A 20,064-nucleotide genomic window follows, 5' to 3' on the forward strand; every position below is an offset into this window, starting at 1 on the left:
TAGCGGCTTTTTACTTTTAGCTTACTTAGCTTAAAATGCAATCGACTAATTTTACAATATGAAAGTAGAAATCTGGTCGGATGTAATGTGTCCGTTTTGCTATATCGGGAAACGTCATTTTGAAAAGGCGATTGATAAATTACCCTTCAAAAATGAGATAGAAGTTGAATGGAAAAGCTACCAGCTCAATCCCGAGTATCAAAATACAAATAATGAAACGATTTACGATTATTTATCAAGAAGTAAAGGAATGCCGATTGAGCAGGCCAAGCAAATGACTAAACAGGTTGTTGATATGGCTGCGAATGCTGGGTTAAATATTGATTTTGACAAAAATATTCCAGCAAATTCATTTGATGCGCATCGTATAATCCATTTGGCGGCAAAGCATGGTTTGCAAGATTTAGCCGAGGAAAAAATTTTTGAAGCTCATTTTGTAAAAGGATTAAATGTTGCCGAAAATTCAATTTTGCTTCAGCTTGCTCAAAAAATTGGTTTGGATAAATCAGAAACTGAAAAGGTTTTAAAGGGCGATGAATTTGCAGAAGCTGTTCGTTACGATGTTTATGAAAGTCAAAATTTAGGCATTCGTGGTGTTCCATATTTTGTAATGGATAGAAAATACGGCGTTTCCGGAGCGCAGCCCGTACAAGCCTTTACCGATGCTTTAACACAAAGTTTTAAGGAGTGGAAAGAAACTCAACCTAAATCACAACTCACCTCATTAAATAAAAATGATGATGCAGTTTGTGATGAAAATGGTTGTGCGATTTAGATGGTTTAAATATTTAGTTCCGTCATTGCGAGGCACGAAGCAATCTTAAAGCATTTTATGTTTTAACAATTGTTGTAGGATTGCTTCGTGCCTCGCAATGACGATTTTATGAAAGTATCTGCTTACCTTCTCGGCCTGTGTCCACACACCGAAAATTTATACTTTAGTCTTCCCTTTCAACGGTGTTAATAAATACTCCAATCCATTAACCCGAATTTCAAACATTGTTGCCATTAAATCTCCAAGTTTTCCCTTTGGAAAGCCTTTATCTTTATACCAAAGCAAATAACTTTCAGGGATATTGCAAATTAAATAGCCTTTATACTTACCATAAGGCATTTGCATTTTAACTAAATCGAGGAGTAGCGTTGGTTCCATTTTAGTCAATCAATTCTAAAACCTGTATTGCTTCTTCAACATTTGAAATATTATCAAATGCAATACGCAAAGTGTTTTTTACCTCTTTTAAATTACACATTCGTGGATGATTTTGAGCAAAGCTTAAAATTTTGGTAAAGGTATCCGTATCAAAATATTTCGATTGTTTATCGCTTAAAAAATAACCACGCAAACTGTTTTTCTTAAAACTGATTTTTTCAAAGCCTAACTTTTTACCCAACCACTGTAACCTAACCACGCTTAACATGGTTTTTACTTGTGTAGGTACCGGACCAAATCTATCAGCCAAATGCTTTTCGAATACGGCTAAATCTGTTTCGTTTTCTAATTTCGATAATTCGGTGTAGAGATTATATCGCTCTGTAATATTGGTTATGTAAGCATCCGGAATGTAAAGCTCTAAATCGGTATCAACTTGAGTAAAGCCAACAAACGGACGAGCAGGCTCATTTTCAAATAATCCTTTAAACTCTGCTTCTTTTAGCTCTTGAATAGCTTCGTCTAAAATTTTATGGTACATTTCAAAGCCAATTTCAGCAATGAAACCACTCTGTTCTGCCCCTAATAAATTTCCGCTACCGCGGATATCCAAATCTCGCATGGCAACATTGAAACCACTGCCTAAATCAGAAAACTCTTCAATTGCACTTAATCGCTTTCTAGCTTCAGAAGTTAAGGTAGACAATGGCGGAGATAAAAGGTAACAAAAAGCTTTTTTATTGCTTCTTCCTACTCGTCCACGCATTTGGTGTAAATCACTTAAACCAAACATGTGGGCATGGTTTATAATGATTGTATTGGCATTCGGAATATCCAAACCAGCTTCGATAATTGTTGTAGCAACCAAAACATCTTTTTCGCCATTTATAAAATCGAGCATCACATCTTCAAGCGCATCACCATCTAACTGCCCATGAGCAATACCAATTCGAGCTTTCGGAACAAGTTTTTTAATCAATCCGCCAAGTTGCGGCAAATCATTTACCCGGTTATGGATAAAGAAAACCTGGCCACCTCTGTCCAACTCAAATTGTACAGCTTCCTGAATTAATTTATCGTTAAAAACATGTAATTCTGTACTTACAGGCTGCCTGTTTGGTGGTGGAGTGCTAATAATAGACAAATCTCTTGCACCCATCAACGAAAAGTGCAGCGTTCTTGGAATCGGCGTTGCGGTTAAGGTAAGTGTATCCACATTTACCCTTAAAGCTTTTAGCTTTTCTTTTGCGGTTACACCAAATTTTTGCTCCTCGTCAATAATCATAATGCCGAGGTCTTTAAACTTTACATCTTTACTTAGTAAACGATGCGTACCGATTAAAATATCAACCTTGCCACCGGCAGCTTCGGCCAATGTATCTTTAATTTGTTTTGATGTTTTAAAGCGATTTATATAATCTACCGTAACTGGAAAATCTTTTAAACGCGAAGAAAAAGTTTTAAAATGCTGTAAAGCTAAAATAGTTGTGGGAACTAGAATTGCCGCTTGTTTACCTTCTGCAACGGCCTTGAAAGCAGCACGAACCGCAATTTCTGTTTTCCCAAAACCAACATCGCCACAAACTAACCTATCCATTGGGTGCGGCGATTCCATATCTTTCTTTACATCCTGAGTCGCTTTTAACTGGTCGGGTGTATCCTCATAAATAAATGAAGCCTCTAATTCTGTTTGTAAATATCCGTCAGGAGAAAAAGCAGTACCTGCCTGTGTTTTTCGAATGGCATAAAGCTTAATCAAATCCCGGGCAATATCTTTAACTTTTTTTTTAGTAGTTTTTTTTAGCTTATCCCAGGCATCGGTTCCAAGCTTATTCATTTTTGGAACACCACTTTCTTTACCGCTATATTTCGCAATGCGATTTAAAGAGTTAATGTTTACGTAGAGTAAATCATTGTCTGCATAAATCAAACGAATCATTTCCTGTACTTTACCATTAACCTCAACTTTTTCTAAACCCGCGTACTTGCCAATTCCATGGTCAATATGCGTAACATAATCCCCAGATTTTAATTCCCTTAAATCTTTTAAAGTTATCGCCTGGCTTTTCTGGTAACCTTTTTTAAGCTTGTATTTATAGTAACGATCAAAAATTTGATGGTCGGTGTAAAATGCAGTTTGAATTTGTGCATCTACAAAACCTTCACGCAACATGCTATTTATTGGGGTAAACTTTGCGCTTTTATCAATATCATCTAAAATGGCGTATAAACGCTCAATTTGCTTAGGCGAATCGGTAAAGATGAAGTTTACAATCCCAGCTTTTTCATTTTCCTTTAAATTATGAATTAACAGGTTAAAATCTTTATTAAACGAAGGCTGCGGACGAGTTTCAAACTCAAAACGATTATCTGTTTGATAAAAAAATTGCTTCCCAAATTCTATTATCGGGAAATCCTGAAGATGATCACCAAGTAATTTTTCGTCCGTAAAGGCAAATTTCGGGTCAATCCATTCAGGGTTTTTCGCTTTATCCTCTGCAGATAATGCTTTCCAAAGTTCAACGGCTTTTTTGAAGCCTGCTTTTACAATATCAAGCGTAAATTCTATATCCTTAAACCAAAGTTGCGTATCGGCATCAATGTAATCTAAAATGCTAATATTGCTTTCCGTTAGAAACTTGGCTTGTACATTTGGTACAATGGTAAGCGATTTTGTGTCTGCAACCGAAAGCTGACTTTCGATATCAAAACTGCGGATGCTTTCCACTTCATCGCCAAAAAATTCGATACGGAAAGGTAAATCAGAAGAAAAAGAGAAAATATCTACAATTCCACCACGGATTGAAAACTGCCCGGGTTCATAAACAAAATCACGGCGGTCGAAATCATAATCAATTAAAAACTCATTAATGAAATCGATGCCAAGTTTGGCGCCAACCGCAATTTCTAATGTGTTTTTTTCTAAAGCAGAACGGTCTATAACTTTTTCAGCAATAGCTTCTGGATAGGAAACAACAATCTTTCCATATTCCGAATCGTGGTTTAATTCGTTTAAAACCTCAGCTCTGGCCAAAACATTTGCGGTATCTACCTGTGTAAAATCAAAAGATTTACGGTAGGAAGAAGGAAACAATAAAACTTGCTTATCCAGCACGCTTTCTAAATCAGACTGAAAGTAGGCGGCTTCTTCCCTATCTGGGAATATAAACAATAATGGTTTATGAAGCAGAAAGTATGAAGAAAGTGCAACTACAGCATCGGCAGAGCCGACTAATCCTTTTAACTGAATTTTTGGATTTTTTGCTGAATTTAAAGCTTTTGTAAAAGCAGTTACCCTATCGTCGGTTTTGTATCGGTTTATTAAATCGCGGATATTCACTAATACAAATTTAAGGTTTATTTCTTAATTGATGTTTTTATAATATAATTAACCACCAAACTACCCGAAGGTTTTTAATTAGAATAATGTTTTAGGCGCAATAGAATAATTAGTCTTCTTATCTTAGACATCGAAGGTATTCGATTTACCACCCAAAACAACTATACAACTCAAGAAGAAATTAACCATAAAAGCTGAAGGCCTGGGTTCAAATAAATACTTAAAAATTGTTAAATTGCCATTACCTAAATCAAACCAGTTATGAAATATATTTTCCCATCGTTGATTTTGCTAAGTGCAATCTCGGCTTGTAACACCCCAGAGAAAGAAAAAATGGAACCCATAAAATGGCCCGATGCGAAAGCGCCGATAGCAGAAATTAAGCCGCATAAAAGAATCATCCATGGCGATACGGTTGTAGATAATTATTACTGGATGATTGATTATTTTAAGAAAGGGCCGGATAGTACAAAAGTTGTTGATTATTTAAAGGCCGAAAATAATTACTTAGACACAATGATGAAAGGGACGGAAAAGTTTCAGTCGGAATTGTTTAAGGAAATGAAAGGCAGAATTAAAGAGAAAGATGAATCGGTGCCTGTTTTCAGAAATGGTTATTTTTATTATACCCGCACAGAAGATGGCAAACAATACTATAAATATTGCCGTAAGAAAGGCAGTTTAACAGCCAAAGAAGAAGTGTTACTCGACGTTGATGATTTAGCCAAAGGGCACTCTTACTACAGCGCAACAGGCTTTAGTGTTAGTCCGGATAATAAATTATTGGCTTACGGCGTAGATATGGTTTCTCGCAGACAATACACCATCAATATTAAAAATTTAGAAACCGGAGAGATTTTAAAAGATGCAATTACCAATACTCAAGGCGCAGTTGCTTGGGCAAATGATAACAAAACATTCTTTTATACTTCAAAAAACCCGGTTACTTTATTAAGCGAAAAGATTAAAAAGCACACACTTGGTGCTGATGCAAAAACGGATGCTGTGGTTTACGATGAGAAAGATAACACCAATTATATTGGCGTTGGTAAATCTAAAAATGGCAAATATATTTTTATCTCTTCTGCCGGAACATTAACCAACGAAATGAGGATGATTGATGCAGACAAACCAGAATCGGCGTTTAAAGTTTTTTCAGCTCGTTCGAAAGATGTTCTGTACGATGTACTTCCTGTAGATAATAAATTCTACATCGTAACAAATTGGGATGCTAAAAACTTCAGGTTAATGGAATGCCCATTGGATAAAACTGAAAAGGCGAATTGGAAAGAAGTAATTGCAAATCGTAAAGATGTTTTACTTGAATATGGGGAAGAATTTAAGGATTATTTGGTGCTATCTGAACGTAAAAACGGTTTAACTGAACTGCATGTTTTGAAAAACGATGGAAGCGATTATTACATTAAATTTGATGAACCTGTTTATTCTGCCGGAGCTGGTGCAAACCCAGAATATAATACAAAAACACTTCGCTATTCTTACACATCACTAACTACGCCTAGCTCTACTTATGATTATGATTTAGAGAAAAAGGATAAAAAATTAATGAAGCAACAAGAAGTTATTGGTGGCTACAAAGCCGATGATTACGTAACTGAACGTGTTTTTGCAACCGCAAAAGATGGAACTAAAATTCCAATTGCCTTGGTTTACAAAAAAGGTTTTGAGAAAAACGGTAATTCGCCACTCTTGCTTTATGCATACGGTTCTTACGGATCAAGCACCGATGCAACATTTTCTTCTCCAAGATTAAGTCTGTTAAATCGGGGATTTGTTTTTGCAATAGCAAATATTCGTGGCGGACAAGAAATGGGTCGTCAATGGTATGAAGATGGTAAATTAATGAAAAAGAAAAACACCTTTACCGATTTTATAGCTGCCGGCGAATACTTGGTTGACCAAAAATATACTTCAAAAGGGCATTTATATGCGCAAGGCGGAAGTGCTGGTGGTTTATTAATGGGTGCGGTTGTAAATTTGGCACCAGATTTATGGAATGGTGTTATAGCAGATGTTCCTTTTGTTGATGTAATTAACACAATGCTTGATGAAAGCATTCCTTTAACGACTAATGAATTCGACGAGTGGGGAAATCCGAAGAAAAAAGAAGCATACGATTATATGAAAAGCTACTCTCCTTATGAAAATGTAGAGAAAAAAGCTTACCCTAATATGCTTGTAACTACCGGCTTACACGATAGTCAGGTTCAATATTTCGAGCCTGCAAAATGGGTTGCAAAATTGCGAGCAACAAAAACTGATAAGAATGTACTGTTGCTAAAAACCAACATGGAATTTGGACATGGTGGCGCATCTGGTCGTTTCGATTATTTAAAAGATGTATCACTTAGATGGGCATTTTTATTTGCTTTGGAAGGTATAAATAAGTAATCATCATATAAATTTTACAGCCGTTTAGAAATTTCTAAACGGCTTTTTTGCATAAATTGAAACTGCTTTTACAATTGCAATAAAATAACAAAGCCTCCTTATTATCAATTAGCCGTATCTTTGCCAACCAATGGAATACAATGTTCATACCTTACCGAACGGCATTCGCATAATGCATGTACCTTCGGCTTCTACTATATCACATGCTTGCATTATCATAAATACTGGTTCGAGAGATGAACCTAAAGGTAAAGCTGGTTTGGCACATTTTATCGAGCACTTAATTTTTAAACGAACTGAAAAGCGAAGCACCAACCAAATTTTAAATCGTCTGGAAAGTGTTGGTGCAGATTTGAATGCTTATACAACTAAAGAATACACCTGCGTTCATGCTTCGTTTTTAAACCCTTATTTGGATAGAACTTTAGAGCTTTTTAACGATATCATTTTTCACTCTACTTTCCCAGAAGAAGAAATGGATAAGGAAAAAAGCGTTATTCTCGATGAAATTGCGTCTTATTTAGACCAACCCGAAGAAGCCATTACAGATGATTTTGAAGACATGCTTTTTGCTGGCAATGCCTTAGGCAATAATATTTTAGGTACAACAGATTCTGTAAATAACTTTACCCGTGAAGATGTTTTAGATTTTCGCAAAACAAACTATAGAACAAATGAAATTGTAATTGCCGTTTTAGGTGATTATAGTTTAAAAAGTGTTGTTGCTAAAGGCACAAAACATTTCGCCGATGTGGAAGAGAACACACCAGCAAGAAAAAGAATAAAACCTGAAGTTTTAAATGTTAAAACTACCAATATTTACAAGCCTATTATGCAATCGCATTGTATACTTGGGGCACAAGCTTATTCTACTCACCACAAAAATAAAGCAGGTTTAATGTTGTTAAATAATTATTTTGGCGGCAATGGAATGAGTTCTGTTTTAAATTTGCAGATAAGAGAAAAGTATGGAATTGCTTATACAATCGAATCGAATTTTTCGCCATTAAGTGATACCGGAATCTTTTCAATTTATTTTGGAACTGATAAAGAAAAACATCAAAAAGCATTGTCTTTAATTTTCAAAGAAATGAAGAAGCTTAAAGATAATCCATTGAATGAATTACAATTACAGAAAGCAAAAAACAAATTTATTGGACAAATTGCTTTAGGCGAAGAAAACAGAATTGGTTTAATTATTTCGATGGCAAAAAGTTTAATCGATCATAATAAAATCGATTCTTTAGAACAGGTTTTTGAAAAAATTAACAAAGTTAGTGCTAACGAAATTGCGCAAATTGTAGATGAAGTTTTCGCTCCAGAACAATTGAATATTTTTACTTTCAGCCCAATACTGGAATAATTGTTATTTTTGTAAAATCACAATGCATCGCCGTGTCATCCTGAGCTTGACGAAGGAAGGGGACTACAAAAGTCTTCGACAGGCTCAGAGACTGACAAAACGTTAAAAAAATACTCAGATTAAACCCTGATTAATATAATACACAATGAAACTACCAATAGTAGCCTACGGAGATCCTGTTTTGAAAAGAGTAGGTGCCGATATAGAAGAAAATTATCCGGAATTAAAGCAGCTGATTAGCGATATGTTTGATACCATGTATTATGCAAATGGTGTTGGTCTTGCTGCACCACAAATCGGTTTACCAATTCGATTATTTATAGTTGATACTGGCGAAGATGAGGATGGTTCTGCAGGTTACAAAAAGGTTTTCATCAACGCTCAAATTATTGAAGAAACAGGCGAACCTTGGGTTTTTAACGAAGGTTGTTTGAGCATTCCTGATATCCGTGAAAATATATCACGTAAGCCAAACATTAAAATCAATTACTTTGATGAAAACTTCGTAGAGCATACGGATGATGTGGACGGTTTAGCAGCTAGGGTTATTCAGCATGAGTATGACCATATAGAAGGCAAACTTTTTACAGATAAGGTCAGCGTTTTGCGTAAAACCATGTTGAAAAGTAAGTTAGACGCTATCTCTAAAGGAAATATAAAAACGGATTACAAAATGAAGTTTCCGAATAAGAGTAAAAGAAGATAATATTTGATGGAAGATGTTAAAGGGAAAATGGAAACGTTTTCCCTTTTTTTATTAAATGGATTCGTCATTGCGAGGTACGAAGCAATCTTTAAGTGCTGGATGTCATGACGTTTATAGTAAGATTGCTTCGTACCTCGCAATGACGCTGCGCCTGATAATCGCCAAAAAGCTCAACAATTTCGGCTTGCACTTTCACATAGGGTGTGGGTTTTGCGTTAGGGATTGGAAGGGTTTAGTGCCGATTTTTTATCGGTACCGTAGCGCAGCGAAGCCCTGAAAAGCCCGACCCTTGCGTAGCTTGGGTAACGCCCAAAGTATAATATGCGCTATTACTAAATTTATAGAAATATTTAAGAAGAAATGAAGACGTTTTTTTCGCTGAAGATTGCTTTCCAGAAGGGCCGGGATGAACTGTGCCAAGCAATGACAGATTTCATATCTAATTCTCGCTTCGGCTTCTATCGCCATCAAAGATGGATTGCATTAATTTACCCCATGCAAAAGGATTTAACAATGGGTTGGTTTGCACCATATTTTTGTTAATCATCCTATCGAAATTATATCGATAATTCTGACTTCCAATTTCTTGTGCATCACGCGGTAAAGCTTGAATCATGCCATTTATGGATGAGCGAGAAAGGTTTCTTTTTGCAATCGCCATATCATCATCAGCGATTTTCATTGACAAAAAATCTTTGGTAAATTCTTCGGTTGTGGCCCAAGGAAAAACCCTAACTGTTGGTAAATTAATAACCTCTGCCTTTAACTTTACCATAATGGTGTACTTGCTATCGGGTGTACTTTGAGGAATTACGGTCGAGAATTTTTTATAACCTATTGCGGTGAATAAAATCGTATCTCCAGGATTTACAATGAAAGAGAAATAACCCCGATAATCTGCTGCAACTCGTTTGCTGTTTGCAGAAAGATTAGTCATGGTTACATATGGGATAACATTTGTACTATCAATATCTGTAATTATTCCCGAAAATTGAATCAGTTTATCCTGTGCCGGCTTTTGTTGTGCAAAAGCGGTTAGGGAAAAAAGAAGACAAATTAGGGCAACACAATATCTCATTAAGACAAATGTAATTTTAAAAAATAAATGTGATTGTTAAATATTGTTAATCTTGTTCGGCCATATTTACCGCAACAACTGAAGTAATTTGCGGAACGGCTTTCATAATCGCCTGTTCAATGCCCGATTTCATGGTCATAAAACTCATCGGGCACGAGCCACAATTACCTAAAAGTTTAAGTTTTACTGTTCCTTCGGATGTAATTTCTTCAACAGAAACATCACCCCCATCGGCCTTTAAATATGGCCTGATAGTTTCCAATGCCTGTTCTACTTGCTCTGTTAAATTCATTATTTGTTTTTTAAGGTATAAAAATAGTAATTTTTTAGCAATTCGCCATTTGCGCATTGTTGATGGATATTTGCTGTGCAATCTTGCTGGCAATATCTCCAAAAATTTCTTCAATCAAAGGATTTTGGTTTAAAGCAACTGGTTTGCCGTTATCGCCTGCTTCTGCTATACTTTGTACAATTGGTATCTCACCCAAAAATGGAACATCAAAACGTTCGGCTAGAATTGTGCCGCCACCTTTACCAAAAATGTAATATTTATTATCTGGTAGTTCTGCGGGCGTAAAATACGACATGTTTTCAACAACACCCAAAATCGGGATATTTATGCCTGGCATCCTGAACATTGCCAAACCTTTATGTGTATCGGCAAGTGCAACTTGTTGTGGTGTAGTTACCACAACCGCCCCCGATATTGGGAAACTCTGTGTAATGGTGATGTGAATATCGCCAGTGCCCGGAGGTAAATCAACAATTAAGTAATCTAATTCGCCCCAGTTTGTATCGTTAAACAGTTGCTTTACCGCGTTCGATGCCATTGGTCCACGCCAAGGCACGGGTTGTCCAGGGTCTGCAAAAAAACCTAGCGACAATAATTTGATTCCGTATTTTTCAATAGGAATAATTTTAGTTTTACCATCTGCAGTTTCTTCAGCACCAGGTTTAGCATCAACCAAATCGAACATTGTAGGTACCGATGGTCCGTAAATATCGGCATCGATTAAACCAACTTTTGCTCCATCTTTAGCCAGCGTAACCGCCAGATTACTAGATACAGTAGATTTACCAACTCCGCCTTTTCCAGATGAAACCAAAATGATGTTTTTGATGTTATCTAACGATGATGAATTAACGGGTTGCGTAACCCTCGAAGTTATATTTATAGAAATTTCTGCGTTAGCATCTACAAAATGTTTAATAGCGTTTATGCAGGCGTTTTTTAGCATATCCTTCATCGGGCATGCTGGTGTGGTAAGTTCGAGCGTAAAATTGATATTTTTATCAACGATGTTTAAATCCTTAATCATGTTTAAGGTTACCAAATCCTTTTTAAGGTCTGGATCTTCAACATTTTTAAGCGCATCTAATACTTGTTGTGGGCTAATTTGCATCTGATTAATTTAAATTCAAAATTAACAAAACATCGCCATAAATACTTTTATTTAGGGTTTTTAACTGTAATTTTAACACGAAATAAACATTTAATTGTTACGTTTAAGCAATTAACCATTTTTAGCACTGTATGCAGATACCGAAAATTAACATTCCAAAAAAATATTTAAAAATTGGCGCCTGGGTTTTGGGTGTATTTTTCATTGTTTGTATTGCATTAGGTGCGGTTGCTTATAGCAAAAGAGAGGCTTTACTGAAAAAAATGGTGGCTAAAGCCATAGCAAAAGCCGACAAAGATTATGGTTTGGATGTTAAGATTGGAACATCGGGTTTTACGGGTTTAAGTACCGTAAAAATGACCTCAATCTCTGTAGTACCTAAAGACCGTGATACCTTAACAAACATTAACGAATTAAGTATTGGTGTGAAGTTATTTCCGTTAATCTTTGGAAATGTAAAGTTATCAGAAATTAAATTGAATGATGGTTTTGTAAGTGTTGTACTCAAAGATTCGACAACAAATATCGATTTTATCTTAAAAAGAAAAAAGAAAGATAGCACCGAAACTAAGGGTAAAGTAAATTTAGCTGATATTGCCAACAACGTTTTAAACGAAGTTCTATATAAAATTCCGGATGACATGGACGTTAAAAATATGGTTTTTAAGTTCAACGATCATGATACCGCAAAGCTTAGTTTTGCCACTGAGGCAAAAATTGATGGCGGAGATTTAAAATCGACCATTAATGTAAATGCCGGAGAATCTACCTGGCATATTGATGGTTACGTAAACCCCGGAAGTAAAGAATTAAGTTTTACGGCTTACGCTGATGGCAAAAAGCTCGAACTACCCTACTTAAATAATAAATTACATGCAAAGCTGAGTTTTGATACTTTGCAAACCGAACTTAAGAACGCCAAATACAGTGGCGATGATTACAAAATTTCTGGTTCGTGGTCAGTTAAAAATATGTTGATAAATCAGCCTAGAATTGCATCAAATGACATTATAGTACAAAGTGCTAAATTAGATGCCGATGTTTTGGTCGGGCCAAATTACATCGCATTAGACAGTACATCAACCGCATATTTGAAAAATGCATCTATCCATCCTTTTGTAAAATATACTTTAGGGAAAGATAAAATTTACGAGCTTAAACTTAATGCTGAAGAGCAAGATGCGCAAGCAATTTTCGAAGCTTTTCCGCAAGGCTTATTCGAATCTTTAGATGGTTTAAAAGTGCAGGGAAAAGTGAAATATAATTTAAACTTTTATTTGGACACAAAAATACCAGATAGCGTTCGTTTCAGCTCTACTTTAACGCCAATTGGTTTCAAAATTTTGCAATGGGGAAAAACTAATCTTCAAAAAATTAATAGCCCGTTTATTTATACGCCATACGAATATGGGAAACCAATGCGAGATATAACAATTGGTCCGTCTAATCCTAATTTTACGCCTTTAAATTCAATTTCAAGAAACTTTATCAATGCAGTATTAACGGCAGAAGATCCATCGTTTTACACACACAATGGTTTTGTTGAAGAATCTATCAGAAAATCAATTGCTGTTAACTATAAGGAGAAAAAGTTTAAGCGTGGTGGAAGTACAATCAGCATGCAATTGGTTAAAAATGTGTATTTAAGTCGACAGAAAACATTAGCCCGCAAAGCTGAAGAAATTTTAATTGTTTGGCTTATTGAGCATAATCATCTGGTAAGTAAACAACGGATGTTAGAGGTTTATTTTAACATTATGGAACTTGGGCAAAACATTTATGGTATTGGAGAAGCTTCGCGATATTATTTTGGCAAGCAACCAGCCGATTTAACTATTGGTGATGGCTTATTTTTAGCAAGCATTGTACCAAAACCAAAAGCCTCTATGTACAAATTTATGGCCGACGGAAGTCTGAAACCTTATATGTATAATTATTTCAGGTTTATGGGGAATATTATGGCAAGGCGTGGTTTAACGCCTTCTGATACTTCAGGCTATGGATTTTACAATGTTCGCCTGCGTGAAGGTTTAAGGCAATATTTAGCACCTGATACTGCTTTGGTTGATACAACTGCATTTGATGACGATGACAGCGAAATGCCACCTATTGTGATGCAGGATAAGAATAAAAATCTTTTCGATCGAATTTTTGGTGGCGCAAACAAAGACACCGCAACCGCTAAACCTGCTGATACATCTAAAACAAAAAAACAATTAAGGCAAGAACGAAGGGAACAGCGAAGGAAAGAAAGAGCGCTTGAAAACGGGCAATAGTCAGTTAAACCTCCGCAATTTTCAAGATTTAACGTTCCAACATTAAATATTACAAAAACAAATGCATAAAATAAAAGTAGAAGATAAGGAGTTTGAGATTTTTTTAGAAAACGATACACTAAACAAGCGCATTAGACTTTTGGGCATTCAAATGAATGTAGATTATGAAGGAAAATGTCCTTTATTTATTGGCGTATTAAACGGAAGTTTTCTTTTTATGGCCGATTTAATAAAGGAAATTGATGTGCCTTGTGAAGTTGCTTTTATGCGTGTGGCCTCTTATCAAGGCACAGAAAGTTCAGGAAATGTTAAAGAATTGATTGGCTTGCCTGATAATTTAGATGGAAGAGATATTGTTATTGTTGAAGATATTGTGGATACAGGATTAACACTGACACACATCTTGAAAACTATTAAGGAAAAAAATCCGGCATCTGTTAAAGTTGCCTCCTTATTGCTTAAGCCCGCAGCACTTAAACATCAAATTGATGAATTGGATTATATTGGTTTTGAAATCCCCAACGAATTTGTGGTAGGTTATGGCTTAGATTATAACGGACTTGGCAGAAACCTAACGGATATTTACAGGGCAACTGGCGAATAATTTCTAATTACATTAATTTATTTTTCGCACCTTTGCGCAATAATTTTTAGTAAAATGACCATACACAAAGAAGGCTATACCTCAATTGCATTAACGGTATTATTTGTTTTTATCCTCAACGCATTTGTAGATTATAAATATTACGATGTAACTTGGTTACGCTGGTTTATATATATACTTTCGGCGGTTTTATTCTTAACTGTATTGCAGTTTTTCCGTAACCCTAGCCGTACTTTTTCATCGGGAGATAACTTAGTTATTTGCCCTGCAGATGGAAAAGTTGTGGTAATTGAAGAAACGGAAGAAGGCGAATATTTTAAAGATAAACGGTTACAAGTTTCCATTTTTATGTCGCCGGTTAACGTTCATATTAACCGCAATCCAATATCAGGTGTTGTAAAGTTTTTTAAATACCATCCTGGTAAGTATTTAGCTGCCTGGAATCCTAAATCATCAACAGAAAATGAAAGAACTACGACTGTGGTGGAGCATACAAATGGGACATCAATTTTATTCCGTCAAATTGCAGGTGCTTTAGCTCGCAGAATTGTATGGTACATAAAAGAAGGCGATAATGTTAAACAAGCTGAACAGTTTGGCTTTATCAAATTTGGTTCTCGTGTAGATATTTTTCTTCCGATTGGAACAAAAGTTAATGTAGAACTTAATCAGGTTGTAAAAGGTGGAATAACCACTTTAGCTACATTAAGCTAAGTAATTTATAAGTTATTAAAAAGAGCGATTTGGATTATCAAATCGCTTTTTTTTAGCGCTGCTAGTTTTGTAAATCTGATTTAAAGTTTAGTGAAGCTCTTTATTATTTTGGCTTTAAATGATATTTTATAGCGCAATAATTGGAGTTCTTTGGTTATGTCAGTCCCGCCAATGCTACAATCTTTTGGGTATTGTTGCCGCTCAATTAAGGTTTTTACGCCCAAAAGGATTTTCGCTATGTCGGGGCTATTTAATTTTGAGCGGTAGCCGTTTTGAGGGGCTTTCTTGTACAAGCCACTGTATCTAAACCCGATTGGATGGATGCCGATTTTTCATCGGCAGGAAGTAAAGCGGGACTACAGTAAGCCATGAAATGATGAACTTTCATTTCAAAAAAATATTGGTTACCTGTTTATATTAATTCATGCAAATTATTTGCATAAATGTGCAATTCCCTAATCTATTGCATCATTGCCCACTTCTTTATCGTGGCTTGTTAAAGGTATATCACCGATTAATCTTTGGGTTGGATAAGCAAAATCAGATTTGTTACGCATCACGATATCCATAATCTGCAAGTTAATTTCCTGTCTTATTTGTACGAATTTTGAGTTATCCAAAATTGTAAAAAAGTAAGAAACTTCGATATTCAAGCCCGATTCTCCGAAGCTTTTGAAAGATGCACTCACATCAGCCGTGCCTTCTATACTTGTTATATAATCTTCAATTTCTGATACAATTTTTTTAACAGAACCAGCATTAGTTTCATAGGTTAAACCAATTATAAAGGCAACCTTGCGGGAATTTCTAAGTGAAAGATTTTCTAAAACGCCATCAATCATTCCTCTGTTTGGGATGGTTGCCATCGTTTTTTCTGATGTACGGATTCGGGTGCTTCTAAAGCCAACTTTTTCGACAGTTCCTTCAACACCATCAACCTTTACCAAATCGCCAACCACAAAAGGCTTATCTAAAAATATGGTGAAAGAACCTATCAGATTTTCTAAACTCTCTTTAGCTGCCAACGCGATTGCAATACCGCCAATGCCAAGTCCGGTAATCAATGTTAGTACATTAACTTCAAATACAAAGCCTAAAAGCGTAAAAAAGCCAATAAATATCACGAGTGTTTTAAATAGCTCCTTAAGAAAAGGCACTAATTGGTCGTCGGATTTATTATCTGTTAACGATGCTCTGAATAATAAAACGTGACTGATAAAATCGATAATCCTCAGAATAATCCAAAATACCGAAACGATTATCATGAATAGAAAAATTCTATCAATACAATCGCCAATGCTCACCGGAATTGACTCTTTTACCTTTCCCACTAATTTGCTGTAATGAAAAAGCGCAACTTCTAAGGGATGTTTAAGCTGATTAATGGACAGGTATAAAGTAGCCAGCAGAATGAATGTTTCTATTGGTTTTACCAATAAGGCAACAAAAGCCTCATCATGCGATTGCTGAGAGAATTTTTTGAAAAGCTTAAATAACAGCTTGCTTAAAAGTTTCGAAACAATACGTTTAAATATCAATCCGAACAAAAGAATACCACCGAATAGACAATAAGCCTTTACTGTATTACCCCAAAAAACTTGTTCAAAAAATGCGGAATCTAACATAGAAACAAATGTATAAACAAAAAAACCTCCACGAAATTAATCGTGAAGGCTATATCTTATAATAAAGAATATTATTTTCTTAAAGATTTGATACGAGCAGCTTTACCAGTTAAAGCACGTAAGTAGAATAATTTCGCTCTACGAACTTTACCATAGCTATTCACCTCTACCTTCTCGATGTTTGGAGAATTGATAGGGAAAATACGCTCAACACCAACACTGTTACTAATCTTACGAACTGTGAAAGTTTCGTTAGCACCAGCACTGTTGCGTTGAATAACAACACCTTGGTAAATCTGAATACGTTCTTTATTACCTTCGCGAATTTTATAGTGTACGCTCACTGTATCGCCAGACTTGAACGCAGGAAAATCTTTTTTCGCGATGGCCTGCTCTTCAACAAATTTTACTAAATCCATGATTTTAAGCTATTAAATCGATATTTCAACCCGTGAAAATCGGATTGCAATATTAGGGAATTTTTTTTATAAAAAAAAGTAATTTTTATTTTTTCCACAATCTTTATGAAATCCACAATCTAAAGGGTTAAATGCTTCTATTCCAAAAGGTCAGGACGGCGTTGTTTGGTGCGTTCCAAAGCCTGTTCGTGCCTCCATTCGTTAACTTTAGCTTCATGTCCGCTTAACAAAACATCGGGTACTTTATGCCCACGCCAATCTGCCGGGCGTGTGTAAACCGGGGCATCTAAAAGCTCACCTTGAAAGCTGTCAGATAAAGCCGAGGTTTCATCATTTAATACACCAGGAATTAATCTAACAACAGCATCTACAACTATTGCTGCAGGTAATTCTCCGCCACTTAAAACATAATCTCCTACAGAAATTTCGCGGGTCACATAAATATCTCGAATGCGCTGATCTATACCTTTATAATGGCCGCATAAAATGATGATATTTTTCTTGATAGAAAGTTCGTTAGCGGTGCTTTGGTTAAGCGTAACACCATCCGGACTCATAAAGATAATTTCGTCATAAGTTCTTTCTGCCTGAAGCTTTTCTATACATGCCGCAAATGGCTCAATACTCATTACCATTCCACTTCCGCCGCCATACTGGTAATCATCTACACTTTTTTGCTTGTTCGTAGCGTAATCACGAAGGTTATGTACCACAATTTCTGCGATACCTTTTTTTTGCGCTCTTTGCAAAATTGAATGGGCAAAAGGGCTTTCTAATAATGCCGGAAGAACAGTTATAATATCAAAACGCATAATGCAAAGATATGGAAAATGAAAGTTGTAAAATGGAAATGTGTTAAGGCACTAACTGCATTAATAATTTAATGCATAAAATATTTTTAATTTATTTCTCCAGATAAACGTCCAATAATCCCTCAGGTAAATCGAGCGTTAAAACTTTCTCTTCATCATCAATTTCAACAATAAAATCTTCATTTAGCGGAAAAAGAATTTCAGTTTCCTTATACAGAACTGTTGCCACAAATTGTTGAGGATATTCATTAACCTCCATGATCTCGCCTAATTCACCTAATGTTTCGTCAACAGCCAAAAATCCTTTTAAATCAGTATAGAAAAACTCATCGCCATCGCTTTCCGGCATTTTTTCAATAGGTAGATAAAGCTTCTTTTTTAATAGTGGCTGCGCTTTGTCAATATGGTCAACATCATCAAAATTAAAATAACCGGTTTTATTTGCTTGCAATTTTGCTGATGCTACAAAATAGGGTACAAGTTTACCATTCATATCAGCAAAAACGATGTCAAAATCGAGTTGTTCATATTCATCAAATTCAAAAAATATCTGAACCTCACCTTTTAAACCCCTGGTTTTGGTAACGTAACCTATGTAAAATGCTTCTTCGTGTTTCATACAGCTTATTTTTATTCTTTATTGCAAAGCTGATTTTTTCGTCAGCTGAGGCAATCTCACTTAAATTATTATCTACAATACATAGAGATTGCTTCGTGCCTCGCAATGACGGGCACTATTTGGGTTTCTTTTTAAATAAAAATAGCGCTTCGAATAATCGAAACGCTATTTTTTGCATCAAAATAATTTAAATTATTCTGCGCCTTCTTCTTTAGTTGCTTCTGCTGCAGGAGCCTCTTCAGTTGCTTCAGCTTCAACAGCTGGAGCTTCTTCCTCAACAACTTCTTCTGCAACTGGTGCGTTTTTAGCTGCAATTGCTGCTGCTCTATCTTCTTTTTTCTTAGCTTCTGCTACTAAAGCTGCTTTACGAGCATCTGCTTTAGAAGTTGCTAAACCTTCTGTTTTACCAGAAATTTTACCAGCTTTTGCATCTAACCATTCAGCAAATTTAGCATCTGCTTGTTCTTGAGTTAAAGCGCCTTTTTTAACACCACCTTCTAAGTGTTTTTTGTATAAAACACCTTTGTAAGAAAGGATAGCACGAGCGGTATCAGTTGGTTGTGCACCACTGTTAACCCAAGCTAAAGTTTTTTCGAAATTAATTTCGATGGTTGCAGGATTGGTATTTGGGTTGTAAGAACCTAAACGCTCAATAAATTTACCATCACGTGGAGAGCGAGAATCTGCTACCACTACGTGGAAAAAAGGTTTCCCTTTTTTACCGAATCTTTGCAATCTGATTTTAGTTGCCATTTTTCAATTTTATTTATGTATTCAACATAGTTCCCGGAGCTTCGTGCTGCGGGGTTGCAAAGATAAGTAATGTATTGATACTTTGCAAATTGAAAAAAGGATTAAAGAACAAAGAGTAAAGGCATTTAAAATATGACAGCTTCAATATAGGATTTGATTTTTTTATCCTTGTTGTTTCATCCCTGTTCATTTATCTTTACAGCATGGATAGAATTGCCATTGATATGGATGAGGTTATTGCCGATGTCATCCCTAAATTTATACAACTTTACAACCGTGATTTTGGAGTACCACTTGATTTAGAAATTGAACCCGGCAACGAAGTGTTTATGCAAATTCCTCAAGATGTTAATCAAAAGTGGTTTGAATACATTAATGAACCCGGTTTTTTTCGCGATTTAGCTGTTATTCCGGATAGTCAGGAAGTGATTAGAGCGTTGCAAGAAAAGTATGATGTTTACATTGTTTCGGCTGCGATGGAGTTTAGAAATTCATTGGTAGATAAATACGATTGGCTTGCTGAACATTTTCCCTTTATGGATTGGCAACACATTATGTTTTGCGGAAATAAAATTGTTGAGGTTGATGTCTTGATTGATGACCGAATTAAAAATTTTGTGAATTTTAAAGGAAGACCCTTGTTATACACTTCGCCTCATAATTTATTAATCACCGAATATGAAAGGGTTAATAATTGGCAAGATGTTGCTAAGCTATTACTTTAATATGCCATCATTTCGACTGTAGTGAGGAAATCTTCCAATTGGTAAAAAGGATTTCTTCCCTT

19 protein-coding genes are annotated in these 20,064 nt (G+C 35.7%); 8 read left to right on the plus strand and 11 right to left on the minus strand.

Going from position 1 to position 20,064, the window contains the following annotated elements:
• The first annotated feature begins 58 nt into the window (after positions 1–58).
• Positions 59–775, plus strand: a complete 717-nt coding sequence (locus QWY86_RS08285; protein ID WP_290240779.1) for a DsbA family oxidoreductase — start codon at positions 59–61, stop codon at positions 773–775.
• Between the two features lie 156 nt (positions 776–931).
• Here the strand turns inward: QWY86_RS08285 and QWY86_RS08290 are convergent, their stop codons facing one another.
• Both QWY86_RS08290 and mfd read right to left on the minus strand, forming a co-directional pair.
• Positions 932–1,153, minus strand: a complete 222-nt coding sequence (locus tag QWY86_RS08290) for a DUF3820 family protein (RefSeq protein WP_290240781.1) — start codon at positions 1,151–1,153, stop codon at positions 932–934.
• A gap of 1 nt (position 1,154) precedes the next feature.
• Complete coding sequence (gene mfd, locus QWY86_RS08295) at positions 1,155–4,493, minus strand: transcription-repair coupling factor (RefSeq protein WP_290240783.1); 3,339 nt, start codon at positions 4,491–4,493, stop codon at positions 1,155–1,157.
• A gap of 261 nt (positions 4,494–4,754) precedes the next feature.
• Here mfd and QWY86_RS08300 point away from each other — a divergent pair, with 261 nt between their 5' ends.
• The 3 genes from QWY86_RS08300 (at position 4,755) to def (ending at position 8,974) form a co-directional block, all read left to right on the plus strand.
• Positions 4,755–6,905 carry a S9 family peptidase gene (locus QWY86_RS08300; protein WP_290240785.1) on the plus strand — a complete coding sequence of 717 codons (2,151 nt, stop codon included), beginning with the start codon at positions 4,755–4,757 and terminating at the stop codon, positions 6,903–6,905.
• 130 nt (positions 6,906–7,035) lie between these two features.
• The gene (locus QWY86_RS08305; protein WP_290240787.1) at positions 7,036–8,268 is read left to right on the plus strand and encodes a M16 family metallopeptidase; all 1,233 of its coding nucleotides are present in this window, start codon (positions 7,036–7,038) and stop codon (positions 8,266–8,268) included.
• A 145-nt stretch (positions 8,269–8,413) separates the two neighbouring features.
• Positions 8,414–8,974 carry a peptide deformylase gene (gene def / locus QWY86_RS08310; protein ID WP_290240789.1) on the plus strand — a complete coding sequence of 187 codons (561 nt, stop codon included), beginning with the start codon at positions 8,414–8,416 and terminating at the stop codon, positions 8,972–8,974.
• 439 nt (positions 8,975–9,413) lie between these two features.
• Here def and QWY86_RS08315 read toward each other — a convergent pair whose 3' ends face one another.
• Genes QWY86_RS08315 through QWY86_RS08325 form a run of 3 tightly spaced genes read right to left on the minus strand, consistent with a single transcriptional unit; the run spans position 9,414 to position 11,455 of the window.
• Positions 9,414–10,052 carry a hypothetical protein gene (locus tag QWY86_RS08315; protein ID WP_290240791.1) on the minus strand — a complete coding sequence of 213 codons (639 nt, stop codon included), beginning with the start codon at positions 10,050–10,052 and terminating at the stop codon, positions 9,414–9,416.
• Between the two features lie 46 nt (positions 10,053–10,098).
• Entirely contained in the window at positions 10,099–10,344 is a 246-nt protein-coding gene (locus QWY86_RS08320; RefSeq protein ID WP_029274884.1) for a NifU family protein, read from the minus strand.
• 34 nt (positions 10,345–10,378) lie between these two features.
• Positions 10,379–11,455 (minus strand): Mrp/NBP35 family ATP-binding protein, encoded by a 1,077-nt coding sequence (locus QWY86_RS08325; protein ID WP_290240798.1) that lies wholly within the window; start codon positions 11,453–11,455, stop codon positions 10,379–10,381.
• 131 nt (positions 11,456–11,586) lie between these two features.
• Between QWY86_RS08325 and QWY86_RS08330 the strand changes: the two genes are divergently transcribed.
• The 3 genes from QWY86_RS08330 (at position 11,587) to QWY86_RS08340 (ending at position 15,049) form a co-directional block, all read left to right on the plus strand.
• Complete coding sequence (locus QWY86_RS08330) at positions 11,587–13,731, plus strand: transglycosylase domain-containing protein (protein WP_290240800.1); 2,145 nt, start codon at positions 11,587–11,589, stop codon at positions 13,729–13,731.
• A 61-nt stretch (positions 13,732–13,792) separates the two neighbouring features.
• A complete protein-coding gene (gene hpt, locus QWY86_RS08335) occupies positions 13,793–14,335 on the plus strand; it encodes a hypoxanthine phosphoribosyltransferase (protein ID WP_290240802.1) in 543 nt (180 codons plus the stop codon).
• 54 nt (positions 14,336–14,389) lie between these two features.
• A complete protein-coding gene (locus QWY86_RS08340; RefSeq protein WP_290240804.1) occupies positions 14,390–15,049 on the plus strand; it encodes a phosphatidylserine decarboxylase family protein in 660 nt (219 codons plus the stop codon).
• 250 nt (positions 15,050–15,299) lie between these two features.
• On the opposite strand, the gene QWY86_RS08345 is transcribed toward QWY86_RS08340, so the two are convergent.
• From QWY86_RS08345 to QWY86_RS08370, 6 genes are all read right to left on the minus strand, one after another.
• The gene (locus QWY86_RS08345; protein WP_290240807.1) at positions 15,300–15,437 is read right to left on the minus strand and encodes a hypothetical protein; all 138 of its coding nucleotides are present in this window, start codon (positions 15,435–15,437) and stop codon (positions 15,300–15,302) included.
• 67 nt (positions 15,438–15,504) lie between these two features.
• Positions 15,505–16,674, minus strand: coding sequence for a mechanosensitive ion channel family protein (locus QWY86_RS08350; RefSeq protein ID WP_290240809.1), 1,170 nt, complete (start codon positions 16,672–16,674; stop codon positions 15,505–15,507).
• 71 nt (positions 16,675–16,745) lie between these two features.
• Positions 16,746–17,093 (minus strand): 50S ribosomal protein L19, encoded by a 348-nt coding sequence (gene rplS, locus QWY86_RS08355; RefSeq protein ID WP_353958908.1) that lies wholly within the window; start codon positions 17,091–17,093, stop codon positions 16,746–16,748.
• A gap of 137 nt (positions 17,094–17,230) precedes the next feature.
• The gene (gene trmD / locus QWY86_RS08360) at positions 17,231–17,905 is read right to left on the minus strand and encodes a tRNA (guanosine(37)-N1)-methyltransferase TrmD (protein ID WP_231458543.1); all 675 of its coding nucleotides are present in this window, start codon (positions 17,903–17,905) and stop codon (positions 17,231–17,233) included.
• A gap of 91 nt (positions 17,906–17,996) precedes the next feature.
• Positions 17,997–18,524, minus strand: a complete 528-nt coding sequence (rimM, locus tag QWY86_RS08365) for a ribosome maturation factor RimM (RefSeq protein ID WP_290240814.1) — start codon at positions 18,522–18,524, stop codon at positions 17,997–17,999.
• Positions 18,525–18,716: 192 nt separating this feature from the next.
• Positions 18,717–19,277, minus strand: a complete 561-nt coding sequence (locus tag QWY86_RS08370; protein ID WP_290240817.1) for a 30S ribosomal protein S16 — start codon at positions 19,275–19,277, stop codon at positions 18,717–18,719.
• 203 nt (positions 19,278–19,480) lie between these two features.
• Here QWY86_RS08370 and QWY86_RS08375 point away from each other — a divergent pair, with 203 nt between their 5' ends.
• On the plus strand, positions 19,481–20,002 hold the full coding sequence (locus QWY86_RS08375) for a 5' nucleotidase, NT5C type (protein WP_290240818.1): 522 nt from the start codon (positions 19,481–19,483) through the stop codon (positions 20,000–20,002).
• Positions 20,003–20,064: the final 62 nt, after the last annotated feature.

The sequence above is a fragment of the Pedobacter aquatilis genome, from assembly GCF_030409415.1.
GTDB lineage: Bacteria > Bacteroidota > Bacteroidia > Sphingobacteriales > Sphingobacteriaceae > Pedobacter > Pedobacter aquatilis.

What these genes read in the sequence shown, in the direction of transcription:
- rimM (WP_290240814.1), bottom strand. Translation starts at nt 18,524, where the DNA reads ATGAAACACGAAGAAGCATTTTACATAGGTTACGTTACCAAAACCAGG.
- trmD (WP_231458543.1), bottom strand. Translation starts at nt 17,905, where the DNA reads ATGCGTTTTGATATTATAACTGTTCTTCCGGCATTATTAGAAAGCCCT.
- QWY86_RS08285 (WP_290240779.1), top strand. Translation starts at nt 59, where the DNA reads ATGAAAGTAGAAATCTGGTCGGATGTAATGTGTCCGTTTTGCTATATC.
- hpt (WP_290240802.1), top strand. Translation starts at nt 13,793, where the DNA reads ATGCATAAAATAAAAGTAGAAGATAAGGAGTTTGAGATTTTTTTAGAA.
- QWY86_RS08320 (WP_029274884.1), bottom strand. Translation starts at nt 10,344, where the DNA reads ATGAATTTAACAGAGCAAGTAGAACAGGCATTGGAAACTATCAGGCCA.
- rplS (WP_353958908.1), bottom strand. Translation starts at nt 17,093, where the DNA reads ATGGATTTAGTAAAATTTGTTGAAGAGCAGGCCATCGCGAAAAAAGAT.
- QWY86_RS08375 (WP_290240818.1), top strand. Translation starts at nt 19,481, where the DNA reads ATGGATAGAATTGCCATTGATATGGATGAGGTTATTGCCGATGTCATC.
- QWY86_RS08300 (WP_290240785.1), top strand. Translation starts at nt 4,755, where the DNA reads ATGAAATATATTTTCCCATCGTTGATTTTGCTAAGTGCAATCTCGGCT.
- QWY86_RS08340 (WP_290240804.1), top strand. Translation starts at nt 14,390, where the DNA reads ATGACCATACACAAAGAAGGCTATACCTCAATTGCATTAACGGTATTA.
- QWY86_RS08330 (WP_290240800.1), top strand. Translation starts at nt 11,587, where the DNA reads ATGCAGATACCGAAAATTAACATTCCAAAAAAATATTTAAAAATTGGC.
- QWY86_RS08325 (WP_290240798.1), bottom strand. Translation starts at nt 11,455, where the DNA reads ATGCAAATTAGCCCACAACAAGTATTAGATGCGCTTAAAAATGTTGAA.
- QWY86_RS08350 (WP_290240809.1), bottom strand. Translation starts at nt 16,674, where the DNA reads ATGTTAGATTCCGCATTTTTTGAACAAGTTTTTTGGGGTAATACAGTA.
- QWY86_RS08305 (WP_290240787.1), top strand. Translation starts at nt 7,036, where the DNA reads ATGGAATACAATGTTCATACCTTACCGAACGGCATTCGCATAATGCAT.
- QWY86_RS08290 (WP_290240781.1), bottom strand. Translation starts at nt 1,153, where the DNA reads ATGGAACCAACGCTACTCCTCGATTTAGTTAAAATGCAAATGCCTTAT.
- def (WP_290240789.1), top strand. Translation starts at nt 8,414, where the DNA reads ATGAAACTACCAATAGTAGCCTACGGAGATCCTGTTTTGAAAAGAGTA.
- QWY86_RS08315 (WP_290240791.1), bottom strand. Translation starts at nt 10,052, where the DNA reads ATGAGATATTGTGTTGCCCTAATTTGTCTTCTTTTTTCCCTAACCGCT.
- QWY86_RS08345 (WP_290240807.1), bottom strand. Translation starts at nt 15,437, where the DNA reads ATGAAAGTTCATCATTTCATGGCTTACTGTAGTCCCGCTTTACTTCCT.
- QWY86_RS08370 (WP_290240817.1), bottom strand. Translation starts at nt 19,277, where the DNA reads ATGGCAACTAAAATCAGATTGCAAAGATTCGGTAAAAAAGGGAAACCT.